This is a genomic window from Bdellovibrio sp. HCB-162 (assembly GCF_047344985.1).
Taxonomy (GTDB): Bacteria; Bdellovibrionota; Bdellovibrionia; order Bdellovibrionales; family Bdellovibrionaceae; genus Bdellovibrio.
In genome coordinates this window covers 1,522,359-1,547,285 of sequence record NZ_CP178861.1, presented here as the reverse complement: position 1 = coordinate 1,547,285, position 24,927 = coordinate 1,522,359, and the positions used below count along the sequence as shown (strand labels likewise).

The window sequence follows — 24,927 nt, the reverse complement described above, 5'->3', positions numbered from 1 at the left end:
ATCTTCTTTCTGTGATTGAAATCAGCTCCAAAACCAATGACCATTTCAGACGCTGGGCGGATCTTTCTTCCGCTCGCGGCATTAAGAAGCACAATGAGTTTATTCTTATGGGAGAAAAACTGATTGGTGAGTTTTTGGAAAATCCGAATTTCAAAATCAAAGGTGAGATTGTTCACGAAGATCTTAAGTCCATCACTTTGACAGCTCCCACATTGCGTGGTCAGCGTATTCCGGTTTTTAAATTGCCTAAGGCTCTTTTTAACGAAATCGACGTTGTTGGCACTCACTACAATCTTTTGGTGCTTGAGCCTAAAGAGATTGAACCCTTAACTTCTGCAAGTACTCAGGGCTTGGAAGTGGTTTCTCCTTTAGGAGATCCTTCCAATCTTGGCGCTTTGGCCCGTTCAGCGTTGGCGTTTGGCGCAAGCAAAATGATTTTGACGGAAGAAAGCTGCAATCCTTATCATCCAAAAGCTATTAAAGCTTCCGCAGGTGCTTTGTTAAAATTGCCTTTGGTGAAAACCGGAAAGTTTGCTGATTTTGTTGCGAGCAACAACGAAGAGATTTTCGCTCTCGATATGAAAGGCGAAAATGTCGCCACTTTCAAATGGCCTAAAAATGTGCGCCTGGCAATTGGCGAAGAGGGCCCTGGTTTTAGTGGACTTAAAGGTCTTAAAAGACTTTCGGTTCACACTCAAGGTGTTGAATCCTTGAATGCAACCGTAGCTGCCAGTATTGCTCTGTTCAGCTACGCTTCTTCTCAAAAATAATTATTTGCAAAGCAGGGTTTTCATTTCGGCATCAGTGACTTGCTTTGCGATATCGCACATCTTTTGATCTAAAAGTCCGTAGACATCCCAATTTGAAAACAATGTTTCTGCACGGCCCTTCACGACGCCGAGTTGTTTCCATTCTGTTCCAATTCTTACGAAGAGTGGTGCCCCGCTGTCGCCAGCTTGAACACGAGCTTTCGATTTTGATTCTAAATTACCCGAACCTTTTGTGAGATTATCAAGTTTCGCCATTCTTTTTGTGTCGTTCGTGGAAATCTCTTCGAAGGGATTGATCGTCACGACGGTAGGCCAATAGTTCAAGACCTGAGGCAGAACTCCGGCCAAATCCTTTGCGGAAGCTACTTGTGTAAAACGGAAGTTTTCTTTGAGTGACAAGGGTCTATCAAATACCACCACCGCTACATCTTCCGAGGGACCGATTCTTAGACGAACACCCGATGAATCCAAACGACGTTTAAGGTCTTGAATAAAGAAAAACTGCGCATTTACTTTTTCGCGTAGAACAGGAGCATAACCGATGCGACGTGTTTCGCCTGCTGGCGTTTTCACGTAGCGATACTCGCCCACTTGAAGATCGATTTCGCGCGAATTCAATGCTTCTGCAATAAAAACACAATGAGCGGCCGTGATCATCACACGATTCGAAACCAGATTGCCATTGCAGTAACCAGGCATTTCTTCTTTGGCTTCTGGATCATAAGAAGTGGCACTGTAAAATACAGTCGACTCCAGCTCTGGCGTTTCCGCAGGAATCGCATTCGTCAGTGCAAAAGATTGTGCGCCCCACAATAGAACAAAAAAGAGTCCCCTCATACTCCCCTCCCTCTTAAGATGGAGACCTATTGCAGGGTTTATGGAGTGTCACCAAAAATACGGATGACGCACAGAGATTTTGAGGACAGCTATTTCAAATCCAAATAATACCGGCGATCTTTGGAAGAAAATTTTTCGATGGAATAACGAAGCATCGTCCTTGGCATCTTGGATGCATACTTCTCGAGGAACCCGCGGAGTTCTTTTTCACTCACACGTTTTCCCATTTCTCTTAACATCCAGCCACTCGCTTTATGAATAAGGTCGTGCTCGTCTTTTAAAAGAATCTTGGCGATACGAAGGGTCTCTTTGCATTCGCCCTTCTTGATAAAATGAAAAGTCGAAAGCATCGCAATTCGACGCTCCCACAGACTTTTTGATTTTGCGAGTTTTTGCAGAACTTTTCGGTCTTTGTCATAAAGATAACCGCCAACAATGTATTCAGCGGATGTATCAACAAGATCCCAGTTGTTAATATATTTGGTATTCTTCAGATAAAGTTTATAAATCTGAAACTTCTCACGCTCCTCAGCTTTTGCAAAACGATTGGATAAAATGATCAAAGCAATCAAACGCTCTTCGTGAATTTCGGATTTTAAAAGCGTTTCAAGATCTTTAAGAGGAGTTGCAAAATATTTTTTTGCAAAGGCCCGTGATTGAGGAACTGTGAGACCAATAAAGACATCACCCTCTCCATACTCACCCGGCCCCGTCTTAAAAAATCTTTTCAGATTTTTGGCGCGAGTGGCATCGGCAGATTTGCGAATGTCTTTTTGGATTTCTTTAACCATAGGAAAAAGGTACCAGGTACCTTTTTCCTTAACAAGGGATCAGTTTTTCTAAAACTTCTGCGCTAGGTTCGCGGTCCCACAGTGACAATACATAACCGCCACCGCCGGAGCCCGTTGGCTTCACTGCCAAGGCACCTTGCTCACGCAGCCATTCGATGTGTTTTGCTGGCGCCCCTTCATTGAGGCTCCATTGGTCAAAACACTGACCGGCTAGGTCAATGGCCTCTGCCAAAACTGGAAGACCTTCTTTGGCGTCCATTTTTAATGCGCGCTCTGCAATTTCAACGGCTTTACCCATTTTTGCGTCAATCTTCTCACCAAGACTTGGATTTTTAAGAAGCAAATCCTTCACCTTGTTCACGGCATCAACAGTGACACCTCTTTTACCAGAGTAAGAGATATACCAATGAGGCTGCCACGCCGTTTGCAAAGGTTTGCGTTCTCCATTGCGGATAAAATAAAGACCTTCACCTGAAAGAGCGACGGCAATATCCACTCCACTGCTTTCACCGTGGAAAAGATTTTCCAAAGTGCGGGCGAATTCGTAGTACTCTTCTTCTTTGACGTAACCTAAAAAACCCAACCAACGAGTTAAAGCCACACAGAGCGCAGCCGAAGCTCCCATTCCTGCCCCGACGGGAATCGAGGATTCAAGAAGCAAGGTTCCCTTAAGATCGCCACGAGAGATTCTTTTTAGTTCACAGGCTTTTTCTAAAACGCCCCAAACCAGCAATTGCAGATCTTTACCATGATCACCAATCAAACGAAGCTCTAAAGGACTGTCACTCTGAGAATAACTAAGCTCTAGATTGCGCGATTGAATGGGAAAAACCAACGCAGGCACCCCACGCAAAACCGCGTGCTCCCCAGCGAGAATCCATTTTCCAAAAGCTTTGCAGGTGAAGTTAATGGACATTTTCTTTTACGCCTTCAAATGCCAAGATTTTGAAATTCTTTTTAAAATGCTCGCGATACTCTTCAAAAGTTTTCTTTTGATCGTATCTGAAAAGCATGTGCACATTGGCACCTGCATCCATGGTCACCAAAGGACCATCTTGCCATCTGTTCCAGAATTTTTGACAGTCTTCCAAAACGGCTTTTGAACCGTCGGTCATGTAACTAAACGGCGGCTGACTTGTTTCAAATAAACGATGCATATCTATGAACTCATCCCACACGATTTGGCGAGCCATATGCCAGTCGTTAAACTGCAAAGCTTGAGATAAATCCGCCAAACGAAGCTCCGCACGCTCGGGACGCCCGTGGAATCTTGGGCTTGTTGTAACAAGCTTGTGCGCCTCTGAACTTGAGACTTCCTTTTTTGATGCTTCAACCACAACGACCATATGATGAAGATGAGTCACTGGAAGATTCATGGGTTGCGCGTATTCTTCTTTCCACAAAGCCCAAGGACTGTACAAAGAGCGACAAGAAGACCCCGATCCTTGACGAGAAAGTTCAGACAAAACTTTTTTGTCATTTCCCCAAGGTTGAGGATTGATCTTTTGAAACATCTCAGAGGCCGCTAACGTGAGCGCCGCAAAACTAGAAGCCGAACTTGCAAGACCGCAGTCGGAAGGAAAGTTATTCGCGGATTCAATAAGGAAACTTTGAGTAACGCCCCACTTCGATTTTAAGTTTTGCAAGTGCTTGATAAAGCGTTGCAGTCCTTTATCAGAAAGTTCGATTTTTTCCAGATCTTCGCGCACCAAAGGCTTCCATTGATCTTGGTTGCCTTCAATTTCCGTCAAACGCACAAAGGTTCTGAGATTCTCAAGAGTATAAGACAAAGACGCATTCGTCGGCTTATTGCCTGAGCCTTCGATTTTCCCCATGTACTTAATAAGCGCAATGTTTGACGGAGCTGAAACTAAAACTTGATTCATAACGAGCCTCGAACCTGAAGTCCTGAAGAGATTTTTCCAGAAGAAGAAAGAATAGAAAGAGAGTGCTGAGAGCAATAATCGTGAAGGGACTGATGTTCGCCCTTCGCCGTCACGGCAAGAACAACGTCTGCTCCCAACGCTCCACAACCTTTAACGGCTTTAACACCTTTTAAAACTTTGAGTTTTTCTAAAAGCTCTAAAGTTTCGTCGCAAGTGAATCCCAAATCTTTTAAAGCCGCCGCATAAGAGTTCACACCATCAACAAACAATTCACTTTGTTGTTTGTCGAAGGAATCACGGATAAGCGTAAAACTTTTCTCTAAAGAGCTGCTATCAAAGTCTGATAGCTTTTTTAGATGTTCGTGAGTGGCGACCTTGTTGCCCGTGTGGATCAAGAAGAATTCTAAATCCTCAAAAGGCCAACTTTTAACTGAGATCAAACCCTGGCGTTTATCGAAGAACGTCAAAGCGCCTTTAAGCTGTCCTACAAGGTCGGCACCACTCGGCCTGCGACCCACACCGTCCCAAGCGACTTCGTAGTACGCTTCTAGAAGATGTTTAAAATCCAAGATCTTTTCCATATCTTGGTGGTGAGCCTCTTTATGAAGCCATAAAGCATAGACACCTAAAAACTGCGCCGTCGAAGCACCAAAGCCTCCACGTCCCGCATAAGCATCTTTGAAATTGAGATCGAATTGCAGAAAATAATCTTCATGCTTTTGCATAAAGCGGCCCGCCGGAGATTCTTTGTGAATCGTGCCTTTACTGCCTGCTCCTTTAGTCACTTCCAACTCAAAACAAGGTTGAGAAAGAAAAACTAATGCCGGCCCTCCGTGAAGGGCCAGATACTCACCGGCTAGAAATGTTTTTCCTGGAATTGAATAGACCAAAGACATGGCCGCACCCTTAAGAGTGATGTTGCGGCGTCGAAGAAGCTCTTTGTGTAGAACGAAGCTCTTTAAGAACGTCGATCGCGTTGCTTAAAGAAATGCGCTTACGAACAGCCAAGATCTCTTCTAATTTCTTTTGCACAAGAGGAATTTCTTTTTCTTCAGCCCCCGCACCCAAAGCCAGATTCTTCGTATGAAGTTTCATATGGCCTTCGATGATTCCCACTGTCGTTAAAGCTTTCAAAGCTCCCAAGTTTTGCACAAGGCCCACAGCTGCAATCACGCGAGAAAGTTCATTGGCTGAAGTCGTTCCGAGCATCTTCATGCACATCATTGCTGTCGGATGAAGAGTTGTCACACCACCCACAGTGCCCACGATCAACGGAGCTTCAAAGATCCCTTTAAGTCCACCTTCACCGTCACGGAACCAACGAGTGATCGAACGATATTGACCATCGCGAGCGGCGTAAGCATGAATACCCGCTTCAACTGCGCGCCAGTCATTGCCTGTCGCAATCAAAATCGGATCGATACCGTTAAGAACGCCTTTGTTGTTCGTGGCTGCACGATATGGATCTTGCTGCGCAAACAAAGAAGCTTCTTCAATTTTTTCAGCCAACTCAGGGTCAATGTCCGTGATATGAACCGTCGCACGAGTGATTTTAGAATCCACAAGGTTTGAAAGGATGCACATTGTGACCTTTTCACCTGTGAAAGTCTCGATCGGCTCTTTCAAATATTCACAAACTTGATTCATGATATTTGCACCCATGGCATCGCAAGGGTCCATCAAAACGTGAACCACCGCCATGTCAGTGCCATCGCCGCGAGGAACACGGCGCACTTGAATATCACGCACTCCACCACCACGGCGAACAAGTCCGAACGCCACTTCACGGTTGGAGATTTCAATTAGATAGTTTTTCTGAGCTAAAATTTGTTTTTCAAATGTCGCGTAGTCTTTGATCTTCGCGCATTGAATTTGACCGATGATCTCAGTTCCCACAACTTCTGTTGTGATAGAACCCGATTCGCGAATCCATTTCGCCGACTTACAAACAGCCGCCACAATCGAAGTTTCTTCCACGGCCATTGGGATGACATAGTCTTTGCCATCAATGCGGAAGTTCGTAGCAACGCCTAGAGGAAGTTGGAAATAACCAATCACGTTTTCAATAAACTTTTCACCGAGAGCTGTGTCACGAAGACCGCCCTTAGCGATGTAATCCACGTCTGAATCATGAAGTACGCCGACTTCCATCAGAGCTTTAAGTCTTTCCTCGCGGGAAAGTTTTGAGAAACCTTTGAAGATGTCATGGAGTTGTTTTGTCATTGTGTCACCCTCTTCGTCTGAAGGTCTTTCAGAGTTCTTGAACCGGTACAGAACATCGTGATCTTCAGTTCAAGTTCGAGTTTATTAAGAAGCTCTTCCAGAGCTCCGTCCCCATTTAAAGCTGCTTCCAGGAATGGTTTTGCCACTCCGACCTTCGCAGCACCCAAGGCACATAACTTACCAATTTCTAGACCATTTCTTACGCCGCCAGAAGCCCAGATTTCAAAAGGCACACGAGCTTCCTTCGCATTGAGCATTGATTGCACAGTGCTGATACCCCAATTCGAAAAAGTCTGAGCGACTTTGTAAAGCATCTCAGATTCTTGCGAACGATAGCCTTCTACACGGCCCCAGTGCGTTCCACCTTTGCCACTCACATCGACAGCAAAAATTCCTGTGCCCTCAAGTCGTTTCAGAGTTTCTTTTGAAAACCCGCAACCGACTTCTTTCACGATAACAGGAACATTCACCATCTTCACAAGATTCTCAATGGCGTTAAGGCCATTTTTGAAGTCGCGAGTTCCCTCAGGTTGCAAAGCTTCCTGCAAGGGATTGAGATGAATAAACAATGCCACAGCCTCTGTGGAGTCCACAAGTCTGCGCACTTTATCAATCGGAGATTTAATCAGCTGAGCGATTCCAATATTTCCAAGAAGTTTGGCTTTCGGCGCTTGTTTACGCACACGAGCCCATTCCTCGGCAGCATTGGAATCCTCCAGCTCACGACGTTGCGACCCCACGCCCATTAAAATCTGGCGACGGTCACTGAGTCTGGCTAAAGCTTCGTTGATTTCGCGGCCCTTCTCGTGGCCCGCAGTCATAGAGGAAATAAAGATCGGAGAAGAAAGAGGAATTGCATCCCCGTTAAAAACAAAAGAGGTCGAAATATCGACCTCTTTAAAATCCATTTCAGGCAGAGCCTCATGAATCAATTCGATCGAGTCTAATCCATTTTGTCCATCGGTCTGAGACCTTGGATCCAGCGCGATTCTAATATGATCGCGCTTTCTTTGTTCAAACTGGGAGTTAGACTCGTTCATGGGCTGCTCCTTCAAACAGAGCTTCAGCCTACGCTAAAGCGTGTTTGCAAAGTGCAGTGAATGCCGCTGCGTCGTTGATAGCAAGGTCAGCCAAGATTTTACGATCTACTTGGATGCCAGCTTTAATCAAGCCACCGATCAAACGAGAATATGTAGTTCCGTTCAAGCGAGCTGCTGCATTGATACGTTGGTTCCACAAAGTGCGGAAGTTACGTTTGTTAACTTTACGGTCGCGGTAAGCATACGCCATACCACGGTCGTTTTTCTCTACCGCGTGGATGTACGCGCGAGAACCAGCGCTGTAGTAACCTTTTGCTCTTTTAAGAACTTTTTTGTGACGAGCACGATTTGTTTTACCAGATTTTACACGAGCCATTTTAAACCTCATTACGCCACGGACTTAGCCGGGCAACAGAAAAGACAATTAATTTTTTAAACTTATAAAATTAGAATACTAGGCAACGACGAACTTGAAGCATGTTCGCGTCTTCAACGTATGATGTTTTACCTAGTTGTCTTTTCGTCTTAGAGCTCATGTGAGAGTTCAAGTGACGCATGCGAGTGCTTTTCTTTTTAACTTTACCGCTTGAAAGAACTTTCAAACGTTTTTTAGCGCCTGAGTGTGTGCGCATTTTCATAGTAATACCTTCCACCGATAAGGCGTCTCTCCCGATAGGGACAGCTCTTAACCATTGCCTTAGACAGTCATAATTACGGACTCATCGTTTTAGGTCGATTGACAGGTAAAAGCAAGCTTTTTTAGGGGGTTAGAAGAGTTTCAGCCTCTTCTGGGTTCACCCTTGTAAATCGAACATTCTTATCTAATTTCAATAATTTAAGGAACATTATCGTTATTTATAACGTCTTTACTCCAGTTCTTTGGTAGAAGCGCCTTGCCTAAAAATAAGGCTATTTACCCCTTCCAAAATCAGGAGTTTCTCATATGTATAAGATCTTTGGCCTCGTCCTTTCTCTTTTTGTCACTCTTTCCGCGCATGCCGATGACGTTCGCGACTTTCAAAAAGTAAACAGCAATAAAGCTATCGTCAGCATCGAAACGGAGGACAAAGATGGAACGCAAGCCGCGGCCTATCTTGATGGCGCTGAAAACCCTCAGTTCATCAATATGCTTTTAGATGATTCGCAATCACGCTTGAGTTTGCTTAAACAAACCTTGGAAATGGAACACTGTCAGAAAATCAGTGCCACTCCTGATGGATGGATTGATGGTTGCGGCGCTGTTGAGGTGACAGAGATCATCCGCACTTCTTTTGGTCGTGGAGGTTGGATGGAAGGTGCTTCCGGTTACACTTTCTTTGTGGGCTTCCGCTCTGCAGGCACGGGACACTACTTTGAATCCACACATATGGTGACATTCACAGAACACGCCGTTGCTAATACGGATGCGAATATGAAGTATCTTGGCTCTGTGACAAAAACATTGGAGCTAGGAAAGATCGTCAAGCTTCCTGTTCAATAGTGTTTGATAGATCTCGGTGAAGATGCCAGACTTTTCTTCATGAAAACAACAGAGATCTTAAAAAATTTCCGCGCTTATGATGTCGAGCACTTTCAAATTGAAACTCTGAAAATTGAAAGTGCTCTTCTTAAAAACAATCCTTTAAAAGATCCAACAACTCGCTACAACGCTCTTTTAATTCCTCGCTCGGAAGGACCATGGCCTGTTGTCGTTGTGCTCAGTGGTTTCACTGGCAATGCGCCTTATTATTTTAATCCCAAATTTCATGAACAAAATGCGATTCAAGTGATCGATCAATGTTTTGGTCGCGGCGAAGCGCCGGAAGCTTTGTATGTTTTCGTCGATGCTTTGACGTCCTGGGGTGGCTCTCAGTTTATCAATTCAGCAGCAACTGGAAATTATGAAGATTATATTATGCAAGAGCTGATTCCTGCCGTGAAAGAGCACTACCCTGTTTCGCACAAAGTGAATGACTGGTGCGTGACCGGAGGCTCTAGCGGAGGTTACGGTTCTTTGCATTTAGGTTCGAAATATCCTGAAGTGTTTGGTTACGTCGGCGCTATTGCTCCGGATTCTTTCTTTGAAGCCAGTCTTTTGCCGGAACTTTATCATGCGCTTCCTTTGTGGGAAAAATATAAAGAGTCAGGTCTTCGTGCCCTTGAAGAACTCCGTAATGGTAAATTGATGAAGATGCGCAACTGGCACACCATCGTGAATGCGTTTGGCATGGCCGCTTGTTATTCAGCGAAAGGCACTCACGGTGATTTTGAATTTCCTATCGACACGCATACGGGAGAAAAAATTCCTGGCATCTGGAAAAACTGGCTTGCGAAAGATCCTCTGCACTTTTTGCCCGAACGAATTCGCAATTTAAAAAAACTTTCGGGGATTTATTTAGATTGTGGATCTAAAGACAACTTCCATCTGCAATATGGATCTCGTCAAATTTCAAAAATGCTGAAATCACATCAAGTTCATCATGAATATGTCGAGTTTGACGGAAATCACTTTGATATTGGCGAACGTCGTCCTGAAGTTTGGAAGTGGCTCACTTCACAGTGGAGAAGTTAAGAATTTCGAACCACTGACTATCTTGTTCCCGTGGCTCTGGTAATCGGTGCTGGAGCCGGCATTTGAATTTCGGGAAGACGCCCGCATTTTCCCGTTAAAAGGCCCGTGCACACAAGTCCCACATGAATTGTCTTAACTAAAACCGAAGGACCTGCGACTTCTTTATAAGCTGTCATCTTGCGAATTTTCTCCGCAAGATCTTCATCGGAAAGACGACGCGGATCGAACTCCATTTTTAGAAGTCCTTTTTCTTTGAGCTTTGCAAGTTCTCTGCGGATGTTTCTAAAAATCGGCTCCATATCAGAGCGGTATTTTTGATCGGCTTTTAAAAATTCATTCAAGGCCTCGACAAGAGCATCGAGATCTCTTTCATCAATCGTCTGGACGGAAGATTCAAGTTCTGTTTTGTACTTTGTATCTAAAGGAGTTCCCGTTGTGGCAAACACACAAGAAGATGACGCCAAGATAAGACTGAGGAGAATGAACGAACGCATGCGCTGCTAAACCTCTTAGTGATTGTAACAAAATCACCTTCCTAAAGAAAAGAGGTTTTGAAGTGAAAGACGCCAATTTGCGGCACCTATCTGAATCATTTATATCAAAATGGTCATCTTGAGGTTTTCCGCTGTCTTTTAAATTTCCATATCAGGGATAGAGTATTGAAAGTTCTTAGAAAAACTTCGCGTCTCTATTCGAAACAAAGGCTTCGCCGTGTTCCGAGGGCCCCTTTTTGTCACTTTTTAAATCTTAAAAGTTCGCCGGGCCAACGGTTCCCATACTCTGGCACCCCCCTTGCTCCTAAGACCGCAGGATTTACCGTTGGAGGATTATTATATGGAATTCCTATTGTCACTTGGTCGCGGATTTACTTCTGGCGATGCTATTTGGATGTGGGCGATTTTGGCAGCACAAGTTGTTTCAATCGCTATTATTGCGGAAAGAGCGTTTGCCCTTTTCGGTTCTCGTAAAACCAACCAAAAAGAGCTTTCTAAAGTTCTTGCCGAAGACATTCGTGCTGGAAACTTGGATAAAGCTTTGCGCAGATCTCTACAAATGGGCACGAAAGAACCATTGGGAGTTGTTGCTTCTGCAGGCATTCAAGCTGCAATGGATATGGGTGGTAAAGAAGAAATCCAACTTAAAATGGATGAAGTTCTTCTTGAAGAAAACTCTCGCGTTGAAAAGCGCATCGGTTTCCTTGCGATGTTTGCCAACGTAGCAACATTGTTGGGTCTATTAGGTACAATCACAGGTTTGATCCACTCTTTCGCGGGTATCTCGAATGCGAACCCTGCTGAAAAAGCGACGATCCTTTCTCAAGGTATTTCTCTTGCGATGAATACAACAGCTTACGGTTTGATCGTGGCAGTTCCTGCTTTGATCATGTATGCGGTTTTGCAAAACAGAGCATCTCGTTTGACTGACGACCTTAATAAAGGTGCTTTGAATTTGTTCATCCAATTGGGTTACCACTACGAGCCTGTAACTGCGAAAAAAGAAGTTCCTGCTAACGCTGGGAGATAATCATGGGCATGATGGGCGGCGCCGGTGATGGCGACAAAGATTTGAATTTTGAACTTAATATTCTACCGATCTTGGATATCTTGTCGGTTCTGATCTGCTTCCTTCTGTTAACAGCAGTATGGATTCAAATCGGCACGATCGACACGCGCCAAGCAATCGGCGATAACTCTGTGGCTGGAGCTAAAAATCCTCCTTCCTTGTATATCACGGTAAACACACAAGGAGCTGTTCAACTGTCTTTGCGCGATCTTCCTGGTGCCAAAACCCATGAAGATAATATTCAGGCTGCAGGCAAAGGTGTGAACTGGGCCGCGCTTGAACAAAAACTTCAAGCTCTTCGCGAAAAGTTTCCGGATCTTAAAACCGGCATCGTACGTCCTGAAGCAACCGCTTCTTACGGCGATGTGATTCGCATCATGGATAAACTTAAACAGTTTCAATTTGAGGGAGTGGGCTTGTCCCCTCTTGGGTAGGACTTATGAAAACATCGTCCTTTGCAAACGTTGGTAAAAAAAGATCTCCTCTAGGTGACTTGCAAAGCTTGAAACCTGGAATGAAGAAGAAAAAATCGGCAGCGGCAAACTTGGCTTTGGCGCTTCCTTTGACTTCTTTGATCGACGCTTTTTCGATCATCGTTATCTATCTTCTGATCGGAACGCAAAACAGCGGAATGGAATCTAAAATTCCTTCGAAGATGTCTTTACCAATGGCTGAACACAGTGTCGGCATTGAAAAAGAAACTCCGATTTTAACAATCCAAAAAGGTATTTACCGTTTGAATGACGAAGTGATTCCGGTGAAAGCCCTTGGCGAAAAGTTGACGGAGTTAAAAAACAAATCTCAAGAAAAAGCCATGGAACTTTTAGTTCAGGCCGATCAAGAGATGAAATACGAGGACTTGGATCCTCTTCTTAAAGCGAGCTCTTTATCTGGCTTTGAGAAAATGAAATTTGCGGTGGTACCTGCACGATGAAAACACTTAACGACATCCTTATTCTAGGCGCTTTTGTTACGGGAATCTTGAGTTCTCCTCAAGCCTTTGCTGATAAAATGAATGCAGAGACTCAGGATCTCGTTATCAAAAAGATGGAAAGAGTTCTTTCCGCAATGGAAAAGTCAGACGGTGCTTGGTTGTCGAGCCAGCAGCGTTTGGCGGATCTTCTTTCTGAAAGAGCGCGCACGCGCTTTATGCTTGAAGTGGAAGCTAACTGCGACGGCTGCAAAGGTTCTAAAGACGACCGTCAAAAAGCTATTAAAATCTACGAATCCATTCTTCAAGAAGTGAAAGTTAACGAACACGGCCCTATTCTTTTCCAATTGGCGCACTTGTATGAAATGGCAGGCCAAGTTGATAAGGCTATTTCTCTTTATGAAAGCATCATCAAAGATGCGAAAAAGAAAAACATCTCTGCTGAGATCGTCACTCGTTCTCACGTAGGCCTGGGAGATCTTTTATTCCAAAAAGGTCGTTTTGCAGAGGCTCGTGAAAACTATAAAATCGCTTTAAAAGATAAAAATCTGCAAAATCGTTATTTGACGGTTTACAACGTCGCTTGGTGTGATTTCAACACGGACAACTTGAAATCTGCGATTGCAACACTCGAAGGTCTTTTGAAAGACCCTTCACAAATCACTCGCGAAACTGAGGAAGGCAGCAAGTACGATGCTCCTTTCCATACAGACGTTTTGCGTGACCTTGCTTCTTTCTATACAAAACAAGAAGTTACAGTTCGCGAAATCAATACATTTGAAACTTTAACTCCGGTTGAAAAGCGCAAAGACCTGATGCTTTACTTTGCCAAAGAAACAGACCGTATCGGTCAAAAGAAAGCCGCTCAAGAAATCATGAGCCGCTATTTGGCTGACGCGGCTCTTTCGAAAGAAGAGCGCGTGGAAGCTTCTATTCAGCTTGCGCAAATCAACTATGACCGCGGTCAAACGAAAGAATCCGTGGCGGAATTTTCTAAGGCCGCTTTGGCTCTGCAAAAATCCGGTTGCTCTGGTGAGAAGTGCGAAGAGCTGCAAAAATCCATGAAACGTTATGTAACGGAACTTCACCGTTCTAAGAAGTTAAATCCGGACCAGGATTTGATGGACGCTTATTTGACGTACAATAAAACATTCCCACAAGACATGGAGATGACTCAACGTGGGGCTTCGGTAGCAATGGAACTGAACAACTACCCTGTTGCAGTTTCTTTGTATCGCACGATCAGCGAAAGCCGTCAGTTCTCCTCTAAAGAACGTGAAGAGGCTTTGTTGAATGAAGTTTCTGCTGCGGAAAAATCTAAAAACCCAGCTTTGCAAAAAGAAGCTTATGTTCACTACTTGAAATACGCTTCTAAGAGCGAAAAGTCTTTCGAAGTAAGATATCAATTGGCTTACTTGAGCTACCAACAAAAACAATTTGCTCAAGCCGCCGAAGATTTCGAGGATTTGGCTAAGGATAAATCTGGCAAAGCGGATCTTCGCAAGAAAGCAGCAGACCTTTCTTTGGACTCGTTGGTTCAAACTAAAAATGAAACAGCCTTGGAAGAATTGGCTTGGGATTACTCTGAGATCTTCCCTCAGGCTCGTGCTGAGTTTGAATCTATCGCTCGTAAATCTTTGATGAACAGAGTGGCTCGTGTTGCTAACGACCCTCGCTCAACGAAGTCGGATCTTAAGAAGGCTTTGAACAGTCTTGATGCTCGTAAGATTCAAACAGCAAGCAATCAAGAAAAGATCTTGTTCTATAATAACCAAAGTGTTCTTGCGCAAAAACTGGGTGAAGAGAAAATCTACGTTGAGTCTTTGGCGTCATTGATGGCGATCCCTGGTTTGACAAAAGAACAACGTGAAAACACTCTTGAGCAACTGACTGGTTTCTACGAGAAACGTTTGGACTTTAAAAACGCTTACGCAACAGCTTTGCGTCTTGATAATCCAAAGATCTCTGAAAAAGAAAAAGAATTCCGTCTTGGAACATTGGCGGACCTTGCGGGTCTTAATGCTTCGAAGCACTACCGCAAAGCTTTGGATGCGGGCCTTCGCGGTGAAAGATCTTTGATCGTTCGTTCTCGCTTGGTTTTGACTTCTGAAAATCCAGTGAGAGAATTAAAAGCTCAAGCTCCTGAGTTGAAACAAAGACCGGCTCTTTTGAACGAGACGACTTTGTTGGTTTATGCTCAAACCGGAAATGCTTCAGCATTAAAGTCTGTTCTTGAGATGAAAGAGCTTCGTCGTCAATCCGCTCCCCTTTTCGTGAAGAAACAAGACTTCTATGAAAAAGTTCAGAAGGAAAAAGCGTCGATTGCTTCTCATCAGTTGAATTCAAGCAAAGATCGTTTGTTGCAAAAAACAATTGCGGAACGTGTAAGTCTTTTGAAGAAGGCTGATAAGATCTTGGCTGAAAGCTTGACGTTGAAAGACGTGACAGCTCAGATGATGGCCTTGAATTTGGTTTCTTCTGAGAACGAACGCATGGTTCGTGACTTGGCGGGTTTGCCAATGCCTCAGGGTTTAACCGCGAAAGAGCAAAATCAGTATATTTCTTTGCTTAAAGCTCAATCAAAACCATTCTTATACAAAGCAAGAGTGGCTCAGCAAAAACAGCAAGAAATTTGGAATAGATCTTCGGCTTTGGCTCAGACAATTAAGGACTACCAAACAGCACGCCCAGAGCTTCGTAATTTGCTCGCGCGTGAGTTGACATTGCTTAACGAGATCCCTGGAAAAGGTGCCATGAAAACAGCGTTGGAAAACGCTTTGGATGAGAGACCTTTTTCGTCACGCGATCTTATCGCCGCTCGCAATACAGTGGCAGAAGACCCTATGAATCCACGTAACATTGAAAAATTGAAACAGATCGAGACGAAAATTGGCCATCCTTTAATGCCTGCTTACTTGGAAGCTCGTTTAAGCCATCTACAGAGAGGAAAAAGCTTATGAAATCCGTGATTTCTTTGGCCCTCATTTTGCTGTTATCCCATACGACCTTTGCCGCCGGAAAACCTGCAGAGAAAAATGCAAAACCAACGGCGACAAAAAGACAGCTTGGTACTTCGTTTAAATTCAACGGGTCCTCGCTGAGAGGTAAATACCAAAGCTCCATGGGTACGGCAGCAACGGTAGAGAACGATAAACTTTTGGAAGATCTTTTGAAAGGCAGAACTCAGTTTGAGGACCGCCAAGAAAAAGAAACAGAACGTAACTAAAGGCAAAGATTATGAGCGCAGCGAAACTTCTAATACTCGAAAATCAGTTAGGCCAAAAGGTTCGCACTTTCGCAGTTGAATCAGATTCTTTGAATTTGGTTTACTTGAAAGACAGCCGCCGTGTTGAAGCCTTTGCTCATCTTAATGACCTTGATGAGAATAAAGTTAACTACACTCTTATTTCTGAAATTCAATTGTCGCAACTTTCTGAGAACGGCCTTGAACTTCAAGGTTTAGGCCGCGTTCGCCTCTATCCTGCTTCGGGTGTTCAAAATAGCCCGACACATTCTTTGGCTCAAGAAGACGACAATGAACAGCTTAAAACAATGCTGCAGAAAACGGCAGCTGGTCACATGATTGCTGTCTTCTTCTTGATCTTGGGTTCATGGGTTTATTTAAATTACTTCAGCAAAACTCAAGAGCCACCTCTTGTGACGATCATGCTTCCACAGGAAGAGCCCGTGGTAAAACAAAAGCCAGAAGCTCGTCCGACTGTGAAAGTTTCTAAAACTAAAATTAAGCAAACGAACAAAGTCTACAGACCTGTTGCTAAGAAACTTTTGACGAAGCCTTATAAAGTTCATACGGCAAAAGCGACTGACGTTCGCCGTGTTGGCGCTTTGGCAGCGTTGGGTGGACTTAAAACAGGCCACAAAGGTGCTGAGGGTTTGGATATGCAGTCTTTGAAAAACATCAGAGCTGCAGGAACTGGCGCAGGTGGCGGCGGTATCGGTAATGCGGGCCGTGGCGGTGCTAAAGGTTATATGCCTGGCAATGGTTTGATTGCGGGTTCTGCGGGTGAAGGCGCGCGTGCACAAGGTGCTGGTGGCTACGGAACGAAAGGTTCTGGTGGTGGTCGCGCTGGTTACGGCAAGATCTCTATGGTTGGCGGAACTGCCGCAACAAGCCTGCCTCTTGATGAAGAAGTGACTGTTGAAGGTGGTTTGGACCAAGACCAAATTATCGCGGTGATCAACCGTAACAAAGGTCAAATCACGTACTGCTACGAAAAAGGACTTCAAGCCCAACCAACAATCGGTGGTCGCGTCGCTGTCAGCTTCGTAATTGGCGCTTCGGGCCGTATCACAGTAGCGAAAGTAGCAGAGTCTTCTTTGGGCTCACGCATGGTTGAAAACTGCATGCTACAAAGAATGAAAACATGGCAATTCCCACGTCCGGTTGGACAAGTAAACGTTGACGTACTTTATCCTTTCGAACTCACTCGCGTGAGTGCTCGATAAGAGGAGATGTGAAAATGAAAAACACCAAAACTCTTCTCCCTCTAGTAGCTTTGACTCTCGCAGCGGTTGGTTGCGGAGAGTATAAAAAAGATCCAGCTTCGGGTCTTGCGGAAATGCGTAAGAACGCCAAAGTACAAGCTCAACAAGGTCCTGATAAACCTCGTGAGATCACAAACACAGTGATCGTGGAAAAACCGGTTGTGGTTGTTAAAGAGGAATCTACGATTGACGAAAAATTCATCGTGATCACTCCAGATGCACAAATGACTTTCAACGAAGGTCAACAAGCGCAGTTTAAAATCCGCGCTCGCGTTCTTGTTCCAGGTATCGAGATCAAATTGACGGCTTCAGGTCTTCCTGATGGAGCGAAACTTGAGAAATCAACTCAGGAAAAAGATCTTTATATCCTGACTTGGACTCCGGCTCTTTACACAGTTCCAGCGAATGCGGCTATGAAGAGTTACACAGCAAAAGTTTCTGCTGAAGTGACTTCTTCAAGCAGCCAAGTTGAAGCTGACAAACTTAAAGGCCTTGTTCGTGAAAAAGAATTTAATATCTTCTTGTTCCGCAACCAAGAAGCTCCTTCGGCTTTGACTGTGGCAGGCCTTGCTTCTGAAGTGAATGAGGGTTCTTTGGTTCCTTTCACTGTGACTGTGAAAGTTCCTGGGACTGATAATAAAGCTCCGCAAAAACCTCGCCTTGTTGTGAGTTACGACGGCGTTAGCTACACAGCTGGCAACAGCTTCCTAGAACTTGATGGCGCTCGTTATGTTGTCGCTGATTTGAATAAAAAAGAAGCGGAGTATCTTGGTGACTCTAAATGGAAGTTCACTTTGATCTTCGATACTAAAAACATCTCTGTTCAACCACAACTGGCTAAAGATGGTTCAATCCTCTCTAATGCTGATGGCACTCGCGTTCGTTTGAGCTTTAAGGTGTACAGCCCTTACGGTCTTTCGACACCTGAATCTTTGACTCAGGTTAAAGTTCGTTACACGAAACCGATTGCAGCTCCCCGTTTTGATTTGTCAGGTCTTGGTCAACAAGGTTTGCAAGTGTCTCCGGGACAAAATGTGACTTTGAACTTTGTTGTTTCTTCAGCGGATAAAGACGCTGTTGTAAAAGTAGAACCTGCAACTTCAAGCTTGCCAGGTTCTCCAAAAGTAGAATGTAAAGCTTCGGCAGCGACGGCTGCAAAACAAGAATGTGTCCTTACTTGGTCCGTTCCTTGTGATGCAACAGCTGCGAACTTGGGTGGGGAAATCTCTATGAACGCGCAAAGCGTGGTGAACGGCAGAAATTCTGACGTGACTGCGTATAAATTGAAGGTTCTTGCTTCTCAGGAAGACAAGAAGCTCTGCCCAGCGGAGGCTGCAAAATGAAAACTATGAACATCATCGCAATCACATTGCTTGCATGCTCTTTGATGACGACAACGGCTCACGCTGCGTCTTCAAAAAGTAAATCTGCTGCAAAACAAATCAATGCTTCTGAAGATATCGATTCTTTAGGTGGTAACCAAGAATTGATGGAGATGGCGCAAAAGATCAAATCGACAAGCCGTTCTCGTATCGTTCAAGAGCGCATCGTCGATCGCAATAACACTCTTGAGTTCGGTCTTTCTTACGGCAGCGTTTTTGGTGGTGATGCTTACGTAAAAACGCAAAGCTTGGGTGCTCAAGTAGATTACCACATCACTCCCCGTTGGTCTGTGGGTGTTCGTTACTACGATTTCGGTAACAGCCTGACTAGCGAAGGTCAACGTATCTATGACGACGCGAAAGCCGCTGAAGCAGCTGGTGGTCGTGCTCTTCCTGTAGATATCGACTATCCATTGAATTCAACGATCGCGGTTGTGAACTGGTACCCTATCTACGGTAAGACGAGTTTCCTTGATATGGGTGTGACTCAGTTTGACCTTTATCTTTTGGCTGGTGGCGGAAATATCACTCTTTCTAGCGGCAGCACATCTGTGATGACAGGTGGTTTGGGTCTAGGTGCATGGATCTCTAAACACGTTTCTGCTCGCGCGGAAGTTCGTTATCAACGTTACGAAGACCAAATCGCTACGGGCGCTCGTAAACTTGATATCGTAACGGGTTCTCTCGGTCTTGGATGGATTTTATGATGAAGCTGGTATTCGCTCTTAGCGCTATTGCGATTGTTGTCTGTGGTTTGCACTCGCAAGCTCTGGCAGCGGATCGCGTTTCAGCCTCTGACTGGGCCAAGTCTTGGGTGAAATCCTTGGAAAGCAATGGAGCTTCTTCTTTCAACACGTCTTCTTTAGAGAAGAAAGCCCTTGGCTCTTGCAGTGACTGCGATAACAAGGCTTCCTTGAAGAAAGCTCGCAGCCAATTTGCAAAAGGTCAATTTGACGAAGCTATCAGCACTTACAACGAAATTCCTCGCGGCAACACTTATTGGTTGTCGGCTGTGGAGGAAAAAGGCTGGGCTTATTTCCGTCAGGAAAATTACGAAAAAGCTTTGGCGCAAACCAAAACTTTGCTAGCTCCTCAGTTTGCTGAAGTTTCAAATTCTGAAGCGTTTTTATTGCAGTCTTTAACTCAGTTGAAGATCTGTGATTACAAAGGCGTTTTTGAAACTCACCAGATTTTCAAAGAAAAACAAAAGAACCGCATCATGGAAGTTCAAAACCTTGCAAAGTCAGGTTGGAATGATTCTTTAGCGCAAGTTCTTCGTAAAGCGGATCAGTTCCCTTTAACTTTGGACGATATGGGTGACTCTGTTCAACGTTTGCCTTTGATGATTTACAAAGACGTTGAGTTTCAAAAACAAGCTCTTCGTTTCAAAGCATCTCAACGTGCGATGGAATTGGTTGGTTCTGACTACCCTCGCGTGAAAGCCTCTTTGGATAAAATCAATCAAGAAGCTTTCCGTTCTTTGAAGGACCGTGTTCAAGAATTGGCTCAAGAAGAAACCAACGAAAACTTCAAGATCATTCAAAAATTGAATCTTGTTGAAGTGGAAGCCATTCAACGTGTTCACACTGACATGAACATGGCGGAAGAGCTTTACAAAAAAGGTAAATTTCAGGAAGTTACGGATGATAAGTTGGTCTTTATGGATGACGGCAGACCTTGGATCGACGAACTTGATAAGTTCGAGGTAGCGGCGAAAACGTGCGCTAAAGGGATCAGGAGGAAGATGTGAGAACTCTCGTCATCATCTGTATTTACATGTCGGCTTTGATGCTTGTATCAGCATGCTCTCCTGAGTCTGCGACTTTGAGAGTTGAAAGACCTTTGGTTCAGCCGGAAGTGCAAATTCCTCAATATGAAAAACCGATCATTAAACCTGCTGAGTGGATCACTGAAGACGGCGGTCAAAGCCAGCTCGACTTCAATCCGCAAGTGGATATTTTGTTTGTGACTGACAACTCGGACAGTATGAAGTCGGCACAAGAAAACCTTGTGCGCAATATTGATAAGTTCACAGCCGGTGTTCTTAAAAATAGAATGATCGACTATCACGTGGGCGTGATCTCTGTTTGGGACAGTTCAGATCGTTATATCCAGATGAAGAAAGACCAATATCAAATTGGTGATCTTCGTTTTATTAAAAACTCTCAAGGTCAATCGGCTTCAAACCGTCGTTTCGTGGCGAAGTCGGATAACAATAGCAAGTTGATCGCTTCGACTTTGAATATCGGTGTAACTCCTTACGCTCAAGGCGGACCTGAGTTTGAAGAATTGTTCTCTCCCCTTGCAGCTGCTATTGAAAAAACGGGCCGTGGTGCTACGAATGAAGGTTTCTTCCGTCAAGACGCTCAATTGGTTGTGGTTCTTTTGACAGATGCGGATGACTCTTCTAAGAGTATCAATCCTGAAGAGATGGCTCAGAAGTTGATCGACTTTAAAGGTGGTCGCGCTGAAAAGGTTTCAGTTTATGGTGTGCTTGTTCGCCCTCAAGATTCTGACGATTATAAAGACTGGGACTTGAGAATTCACCCTAAGTACCATCCTGAGTGCTTTGATATGACTTCGCAAAAGTCTCCAAAGAACAATGGCAAGTGTACTGGTTTTGGTCCTGACCGCCTTGAGAAATTCATCGTGGCAGCGAACCAAAATGAAGGAACTCCGGATCAGATTCGTACGAAGCATATCATGAGCATCGTGAGTCCTAAGTTCGGTGATGATCTTGCGAAGATCGGTTCTGATATCACTGTGAAGACTTTGGCGAAAGAAATCTTCTTGAGTCAACGCCCTCGCACGGATAAGAACGGTCAGTTGATGGTTCGCGTTCGTTACGGTAAGCAAGTCATTCCGCAAAAAGCCAAAGGTGGATGGTTGTACAATCCTGAGAACAACTCTATCGAGCTTTCTGGTGATATCGATTATGAGTATGTTGAAGGGGCTCGCTTCTCCGTAGACTTGGCTCCTTTGACTTTGAAGCAGCAACAATAGTTTTCTTTTAGATTTTTATTCTTAAGAACCCACGACTTTTCCGAGTTGTGGGTTTTTGTTTTCTGGCGTTTCAGCAAATTAGGCCGAACAACGGCTTCGCGCACTTCTTTTGCAATAACTCTTCATATGTTTATAGGCTGTCGATAATGGCGTCGCCGTGTTCCCGTCGAACACTGTGAAGACACCACGAGGGTCACAGTGTTTAAGACTTAGATAGCAGTTCGTAAAGGAGTCTTGTTATGAGAAAAATGGCGTTGCTTCCCCTTCTGATGTCGACCTTATGCTCTCTTGGTACTCCTTCAGCCTGGGCCCTGGAAAAATCGCCTACAGGCAGAGCGGATCTTCAAATTCTCAATATTAAGGATGTGGGATTTAATGCTGCGGGCATGAGTGATGAATTGACGTTTCAAGTCCCTGCAAATACCAAAAGCTTTCTTGTTCAATTTTCATCGAACTCTGATTATGCAGGGATTCGCTTTGAGTTCATGTCGGATCCAAACAGTCATTTTGTTCTTGGAAAATCCGCTCGTCATTTTGATTATATTAACAAGGAAGCACACATTCCGTATATGGAGTGGGAAAACCCAGTGGCTCCTTCCTTTACTGGCATTACGACAGCTTTGATTGGCAACAATACTGCGACCAAAATTATTCCGGGCACGTGGAAAATGAAATTTTCTTGTCAGTCAGAGAATTCTGAATGTCGAAATTTAAAAGGTCTTGTGCAGATTGTTTTTAAAAAGAATATTTCTGGTGCCGCACGGAAACCAACCATTCCACTGCGTTTGCATTTCGCGGGAAAATCGCTTTGGGATGCGAAGTCCGTTCCTAAGAATAAAGACTTTAAACTTTTTATGAAAGTGCTGGAGGATATTTTTAAGTTTGCTGGAATCAACATTCAGGTTCTTTCGCTAGATGATACAGCGGATGTTGTCTTTGATAGCGACGGACAAGGTTTGCAGCATATGTTGAAATACTCCAAAGGCGACGCTGTGAACGTTTACTTTGCGAAGACGACTTTTAATTGGGTTGGTGCTGGGACGATTGCATATGCGGATCAACTCCCAGGTGGCTATATGTCCCCTTACGCGACGGGCGTGATGGTTCGTATGAAGACGATTCTTTCAGAGAAAGAACGTAAGAGTCCCAACTCTCTTGATTACGTAACAATTGATTCGCGTCTTTCGATGCCGGATTATGCCTTAACGGTCGCACACGAGATTGCTCACTATTTGGGGCTTTTCCATGTTTGCGAAGTCCCCGTCTTTGGCGTCCCAATGGGCGTGCGTGATCCTCTGAATAGTGCGTGTGACTATAAAAACATGATGTTTCCATCTACGGGCCAGGGAAATTTTTATCTGACGCCCGCGCAAGTGGAAGTGATTAGCCGCCATCCGTTGGTTTATTAAACTTCAATAATAAGTGTCACGGGGCCGTCGTTGAGAAGATTTACTTTCATATCGGCACCGAACTGCCCGCCGAATGTGGGAACGCCTTGGGCTTTGCTTAGCTCCAAGGCTTTTTCGTAGAGTTTATTGGCGATGTCTGGTGCTTCGGCGCCGATAAAACTCGGGCGATTTCCTTTTGAGGCATCTCCTAAGAGTGTAAATTGCGAAACGATCAGATGAGAACCGCCGACGTCTTTGAGTGACAAATTCATCTTGCCGTTTTCATCGGGGAAAATTCTGAGGGCTATGATTTTTGAAATCAGTTTTTGAAGTTGCTCCTCTGTGTCCCCTTTGGCGACTCCCAATAAAGTTAGAAAACCTTTTTCGATGGAAGAAATTATTTTTCCATCAACAGTTACGGAAGCATTTTGAACTCTTTGAACTACGGCTTTCATATTTCTCTCGCGTCTCTACTTTTGCCTGCTTTTTTGACTTGGCGTAGCCAGAATAACTGCCGTGGGCCCTCCTGCGGAGGGTGCGGCAGCACCTTTTAGCGGATCGGGCGGAGTTTGAATTCCATTTTTGGGAAGATGATGCCGCCGCCGATTCCTACTTTGATAGCGGCGTGAAAGACGTCGTGATTGCGGTTTTTGGCTGGCATCCAGGAGCCTTCAAGGCCCAACAAGGCATCTGCGACGACGCCGATCCCGCGGCCATAAACAGCGCCATCGAGCTGATCGACTGTCACTCCTCTAGGAATGAAGGTGAACATCCACTTGTAGGCGATTTCGAATTTCAAGCCGCCGTTGTGAAAGTCACAGGAATAGAGATCGTGAATGGTAACAAGTTCCTGACTCCCCGGCACTTTCATTGTGGCGTCGAAATTCCAGACGTCATGATCGACGAACAAGGCGCCGTTCATTCCGCTTGAATATAAGTAACCTTCGATCGGAATTCTTTCTTCTGGTTTAACATCGAATTGTTTTTGTAGAACTTGAATAAGGCCGTCGATCTGTTCTTGGCTAAGGTTCGTGTTTTTTCTGAGAGATTCGATCAATTCAGTTTTTGAAATTCCGTCGCCACTTACGTCTTGAGCAAAAGCTGTATTGAAAGAAAGAAAAGAGAGAATGAGAACACAACCCGCAATTAGTTTCTTAGTCATCGTTTGCCTCCGACGGTGTTATCTAAATCAAATCATTCTTAATTGAAAAGACCAACGCTATTTTTAATGCAATATAGACGTAAAAAATCCCCTGGCACTTTTTAAAAGGATCTGCTGCGTTGTAGCCAGAAAAAAGAAGCAGGCACCTAAAAAGAAAGGGAGTCTTTCGACTCCCTTTTTTGATGCACTGAAGTGCAGAAAAGAAACAGGCACCTTTTAGTCTTCGTCTTCTTCTGTGACTTCTTCTAGTTCGGCTAGTTCTTTTGTGTCTTGTTTTGATTTGTTTGGATGAAGCTTTTGGTATTCTTTGATCTTGAGGGGATCTGGTCCCAGCATCAAGAACATGTTCTTACCTTCCATTTTTGGTTGAGCTTCAACCATGGCCAAATCGTTCACGAAAGCGATCGCTTTTTGCATCACTTCCATACCCAACTCTTGGTGGGCCATTTCACGACCCATGAAACGCAAAGAGACTTTTACTTTGTCGCCATCCAAAAGGAAACGACGTGCGTGGTTCATCTTTGTTTCAAAGTCATGCTGGTCCGTGCGAGGGCGCATTTGGATTTCTTTGATTGTTACAACAGTTTGTTTTTTACGAGCTGCCGTAGCTTTCTTTTTATTTTCGTACTTCCACTTGCCGTAATCCATGATTTTGCAAGTAGGTGGAGTTGCTGTTGGAGCAATCTCTAGAAGATCGAGGCCTCTATCTTCCGCAATACGTAACGCCTCAGGAACAGACATGACTCCAAGCATGTTACCTTCATCATCGATAACACGGATTTGTTGTGCACGAATTTCACGGTTTACTCTTAATGAGTCTTTAGAGTCTTTTTTGCGGTCACGGTCGAAACGTCCGCCACCACCTCTAAAATTACCTTCGAACTTGCTAATGGG

General features: G+C 44.4%; 27 protein-coding genes. 14 read left to right on the top strand and 13 right to left on the bottom strand.

What is annotated here, in order from left to right:
- Window positions 1-11: 11 nt before the first annotated feature.
- Window positions 12-770: a TrmH family RNA methyltransferase gene (locus ACLSSO_RS07530; protein WP_413944542.1), complete on the top strand. Its 759-nt coding sequence runs from the start codon at window positions 12-14 to the stop codon at window positions 768-770.
- Here ACLSSO_RS07530 and ACLSSO_RS07525 read toward each other — a convergent pair whose 3' ends face one another.
- From ACLSSO_RS07525 to rpmI, 9 genes are all read right to left on the bottom strand, one after another.
- Window positions 771-1,607 (bottom strand): trypsin-like serine protease, encoded by an 837-nt coding sequence (locus tag ACLSSO_RS07525; protein ID WP_413944541.1) that lies wholly within the window; start codon window positions 1,605-1,607, stop codon window positions 771-773.
- Between the two features lie 89 nt (window positions 1,608-1,696).
- A complete protein-coding gene (locus ACLSSO_RS07520; protein ID WP_413944540.1) occupies window positions 1,697-2,398 on the bottom strand; it encodes a DNA alkylation repair protein in 702 nt (233 codons plus the stop codon).
- 28 nt (window positions 2,399-2,426) lie between these two features.
- A complete protein-coding gene (locus ACLSSO_RS07515) occupies window positions 2,427-3,314 on the bottom strand; it encodes a mevalonate kinase (protein ID WP_413944539.1) in 888 nt (295 codons plus the stop codon).
- Complete coding sequence (locus ACLSSO_RS07510; protein ID WP_413944538.1) at window positions 3,304-4,284, bottom strand: diphosphomevalonate/mevalonate 3,5-bisphosphate decarboxylase family protein; 981 nt, start codon at window positions 4,282-4,284, stop codon at window positions 3,304-3,306. Before ACLSSO_RS07510 ends, ACLSSO_RS07515 begins: the two co-directional genes overlap by 11 nt.
- A complete protein-coding gene (locus ACLSSO_RS07505; RefSeq protein ID WP_413944537.1) occupies window positions 4,281-5,180 on the bottom strand; it encodes a hypothetical protein in 900 nt (299 codons plus the stop codon). The genes ACLSSO_RS07510 and ACLSSO_RS07505 overlap by 4 nt, the downstream gene beginning before the upstream one ends.
- 10 nt (window positions 5,181-5,190) lie before the next feature.
- The gene (locus tag ACLSSO_RS07500) at window positions 5,191-6,507 is read right to left on the bottom strand and encodes a hydroxymethylglutaryl-CoA reductase, degradative (RefSeq protein WP_413944536.1); all 1,317 of its coding nucleotides are present in this window, start codon (window positions 6,505-6,507) and stop codon (window positions 5,191-5,193) included.
- Complete coding sequence (fni, locus tag ACLSSO_RS07495) at window positions 6,504-7,547, bottom strand: type 2 isopentenyl-diphosphate Delta-isomerase (protein WP_295904692.1); 1,044 nt, start codon at window positions 7,545-7,547, stop codon at window positions 6,504-6,506. The genes ACLSSO_RS07500 and fni overlap by 4 nt, the downstream gene beginning before the upstream one ends.
- Before the next feature lie 28 nt (window positions 7,548-7,575).
- The gene (rplT, locus tag ACLSSO_RS07490) at window positions 7,576-7,923 is read right to left on the bottom strand and encodes a 50S ribosomal protein L20 (RefSeq protein ID WP_295904695.1); all 348 of its coding nucleotides are present in this window, start codon (window positions 7,921-7,923) and stop codon (window positions 7,576-7,578) included.
- 70 nt (window positions 7,924-7,993) lie between these two features.
- Window positions 7,994-8,185 (bottom strand): 50S ribosomal protein L35, encoded by a 192-nt coding sequence (gene rpmI / locus ACLSSO_RS07485; protein WP_011164102.1) that lies wholly within the window; start codon window positions 8,183-8,185, stop codon window positions 7,994-7,996.
- A 305-nt stretch (window positions 8,186-8,490) separates the two neighbouring features.
- On the opposite strand from rpmI, the gene ACLSSO_RS07480 reads away from it, so the two are divergent.
- The gene (locus ACLSSO_RS07480; RefSeq protein WP_413944535.1) at window positions 8,491-9,027 is read left to right on the top strand and encodes a hypothetical protein; all 537 of its coding nucleotides are present in this window, start codon (window positions 8,491-8,493) and stop codon (window positions 9,025-9,027) included.
- Between the two features lie 39 nt (window positions 9,028-9,066).
- The gene (locus tag ACLSSO_RS07475; protein WP_413944534.1) at window positions 9,067-10,098 is read left to right on the top strand and encodes an alpha/beta hydrolase; all 1,032 of its coding nucleotides are present in this window, start codon (window positions 9,067-9,069) and stop codon (window positions 10,096-10,098) included.
- 17 nt (window positions 10,099-10,115) lie between these two features.
- Here the strand turns inward: ACLSSO_RS07475 and ACLSSO_RS07470 are convergent, their stop codons facing one another.
- Complete coding sequence (locus ACLSSO_RS07470; protein WP_295904710.1) at window positions 10,116-10,592, bottom strand: hypothetical protein; 477 nt, start codon at window positions 10,590-10,592, stop codon at window positions 10,116-10,118.
- A 340-nt stretch (window positions 10,593-10,932) separates the two neighbouring features.
- Here ACLSSO_RS07470 and ACLSSO_RS07465 point away from each other — a divergent pair, with 340 nt between their 5' ends.
- The 11 genes from ACLSSO_RS07465 to ACLSSO_RS07415 all read left to right on the top strand — a co-directional run bounded on the left by ACLSSO_RS07465 (window position 10,933) and on the right by ACLSSO_RS07415 (window position 22,892).
- Window positions 10,933-11,622: a MotA/TolQ/ExbB proton channel family protein gene (locus ACLSSO_RS07465; RefSeq protein ID WP_295904712.1), complete on the top strand. Its 690-nt coding sequence runs from the start codon at window positions 10,933-10,935 to the stop codon at window positions 11,620-11,622.
- A 2-nt stretch (window positions 11,623-11,624) separates the two neighbouring features.
- Window positions 11,625-12,095 carry an ExbD/TolR family protein gene (locus ACLSSO_RS07460; protein ID WP_295904715.1) on the top strand — a complete coding sequence of 157 codons (471 nt, stop codon included), beginning with the start codon at window positions 11,625-11,627 and terminating at the stop codon, window positions 12,093-12,095.
- A 5-nt stretch (window positions 12,096-12,100) separates the two neighbouring features.
- Entirely contained in the window at window positions 12,101-12,595 is a 495-nt protein-coding gene (locus tag ACLSSO_RS07455; protein WP_295904718.1) for an ExbD/TolR family protein, read from the top strand.
- Entirely contained in the window at window positions 12,592-15,552 is a 2,961-nt protein-coding gene (locus ACLSSO_RS07450; protein WP_413944533.1) for a tetratricopeptide repeat protein, read from the top strand. Before ACLSSO_RS07455 ends, ACLSSO_RS07450 begins: the two co-directional genes overlap by 4 nt.
- Window positions 15,549-15,818, top strand: a complete 270-nt coding sequence (locus tag ACLSSO_RS07445) for a hypothetical protein (RefSeq protein ID WP_295904724.1) — start codon at window positions 15,549-15,551, stop codon at window positions 15,816-15,818. Before ACLSSO_RS07450 ends, ACLSSO_RS07445 begins: the two co-directional genes overlap by 4 nt.
- 11 nt (window positions 15,819-15,829) lie before the next feature.
- Window positions 15,830-17,059, top strand: coding sequence for an AgmX/PglI C-terminal domain-containing protein (locus ACLSSO_RS07440; protein WP_295904726.1), 1,230 nt, complete (start codon window positions 15,830-15,832; stop codon window positions 17,057-17,059).
- 14 nt (window positions 17,060-17,073) lie between these two features.
- Window positions 17,074-18,441 (top strand): hypothetical protein, encoded by a 1,368-nt coding sequence (locus ACLSSO_RS07435; protein ID WP_413944532.1) that lies wholly within the window; start codon window positions 17,074-17,076, stop codon window positions 18,439-18,441.
- Window positions 18,438-19,187, top strand: coding sequence for an outer membrane beta-barrel domain-containing protein (locus ACLSSO_RS07430; RefSeq protein ID WP_413944531.1), 750 nt, complete (start codon window positions 18,438-18,440; stop codon window positions 19,185-19,187). Before ACLSSO_RS07435 ends, ACLSSO_RS07430 begins: the two co-directional genes overlap by 4 nt.
- Window positions 19,184-20,230 carry a hypothetical protein gene (locus ACLSSO_RS07425; RefSeq protein ID WP_413944530.1) on the top strand — a complete coding sequence of 349 codons (1,047 nt, stop codon included), beginning with the start codon at window positions 19,184-19,186 and terminating at the stop codon, window positions 20,228-20,230. Before ACLSSO_RS07430 ends, ACLSSO_RS07425 begins: the two co-directional genes overlap by 4 nt.
- Window positions 20,227-21,483: a hypothetical protein gene (locus ACLSSO_RS07420; protein ID WP_413944529.1), complete on the top strand. Its 1,257-nt coding sequence runs from the start codon at window positions 20,227-20,229 to the stop codon at window positions 21,481-21,483. The genes ACLSSO_RS07425 and ACLSSO_RS07420 overlap by 4 nt, the downstream gene beginning before the upstream one ends.
- A gap of 239 nt (window positions 21,484-21,722) precedes the next feature.
- The gene (locus ACLSSO_RS07415; protein ID WP_413944528.1) at window positions 21,723-22,892 is read left to right on the top strand and encodes a hypothetical protein; all 1,170 of its coding nucleotides are present in this window, start codon (window positions 21,723-21,725) and stop codon (window positions 22,890-22,892) included.
- On the opposite strand, the gene dtd is transcribed toward ACLSSO_RS07415, so the two are convergent.
- From dtd to infC, 3 genes are all read right to left on the bottom strand, one after another.
- Complete coding sequence (gene dtd, locus ACLSSO_RS07410; RefSeq protein ID WP_413944527.1) at window positions 22,889-23,326, bottom strand: D-aminoacyl-tRNA deacylase; 438 nt, start codon at window positions 23,324-23,326, stop codon at window positions 22,889-22,891. The genes ACLSSO_RS07415 and dtd overlap by 4 nt on opposite strands.
- 95 nt (window positions 23,327-23,421) lie before the next feature.
- Window positions 23,422-24,033 (bottom strand): hypothetical protein, encoded by a 612-nt coding sequence (locus ACLSSO_RS07405; protein WP_413944526.1) that lies wholly within the window; start codon window positions 24,031-24,033, stop codon window positions 23,422-23,424.
- Between the two features lie 216 nt (window positions 24,034-24,249).
- Entirely contained in the window at window positions 24,250-24,924 is a 675-nt protein-coding gene (infC, locus tag ACLSSO_RS07400) for a translation initiation factor IF-3 (protein ID WP_413944812.1), read from the bottom strand.
- Between the last annotated feature and the right edge of the window lie 3 nt (window positions 24,925-24,927).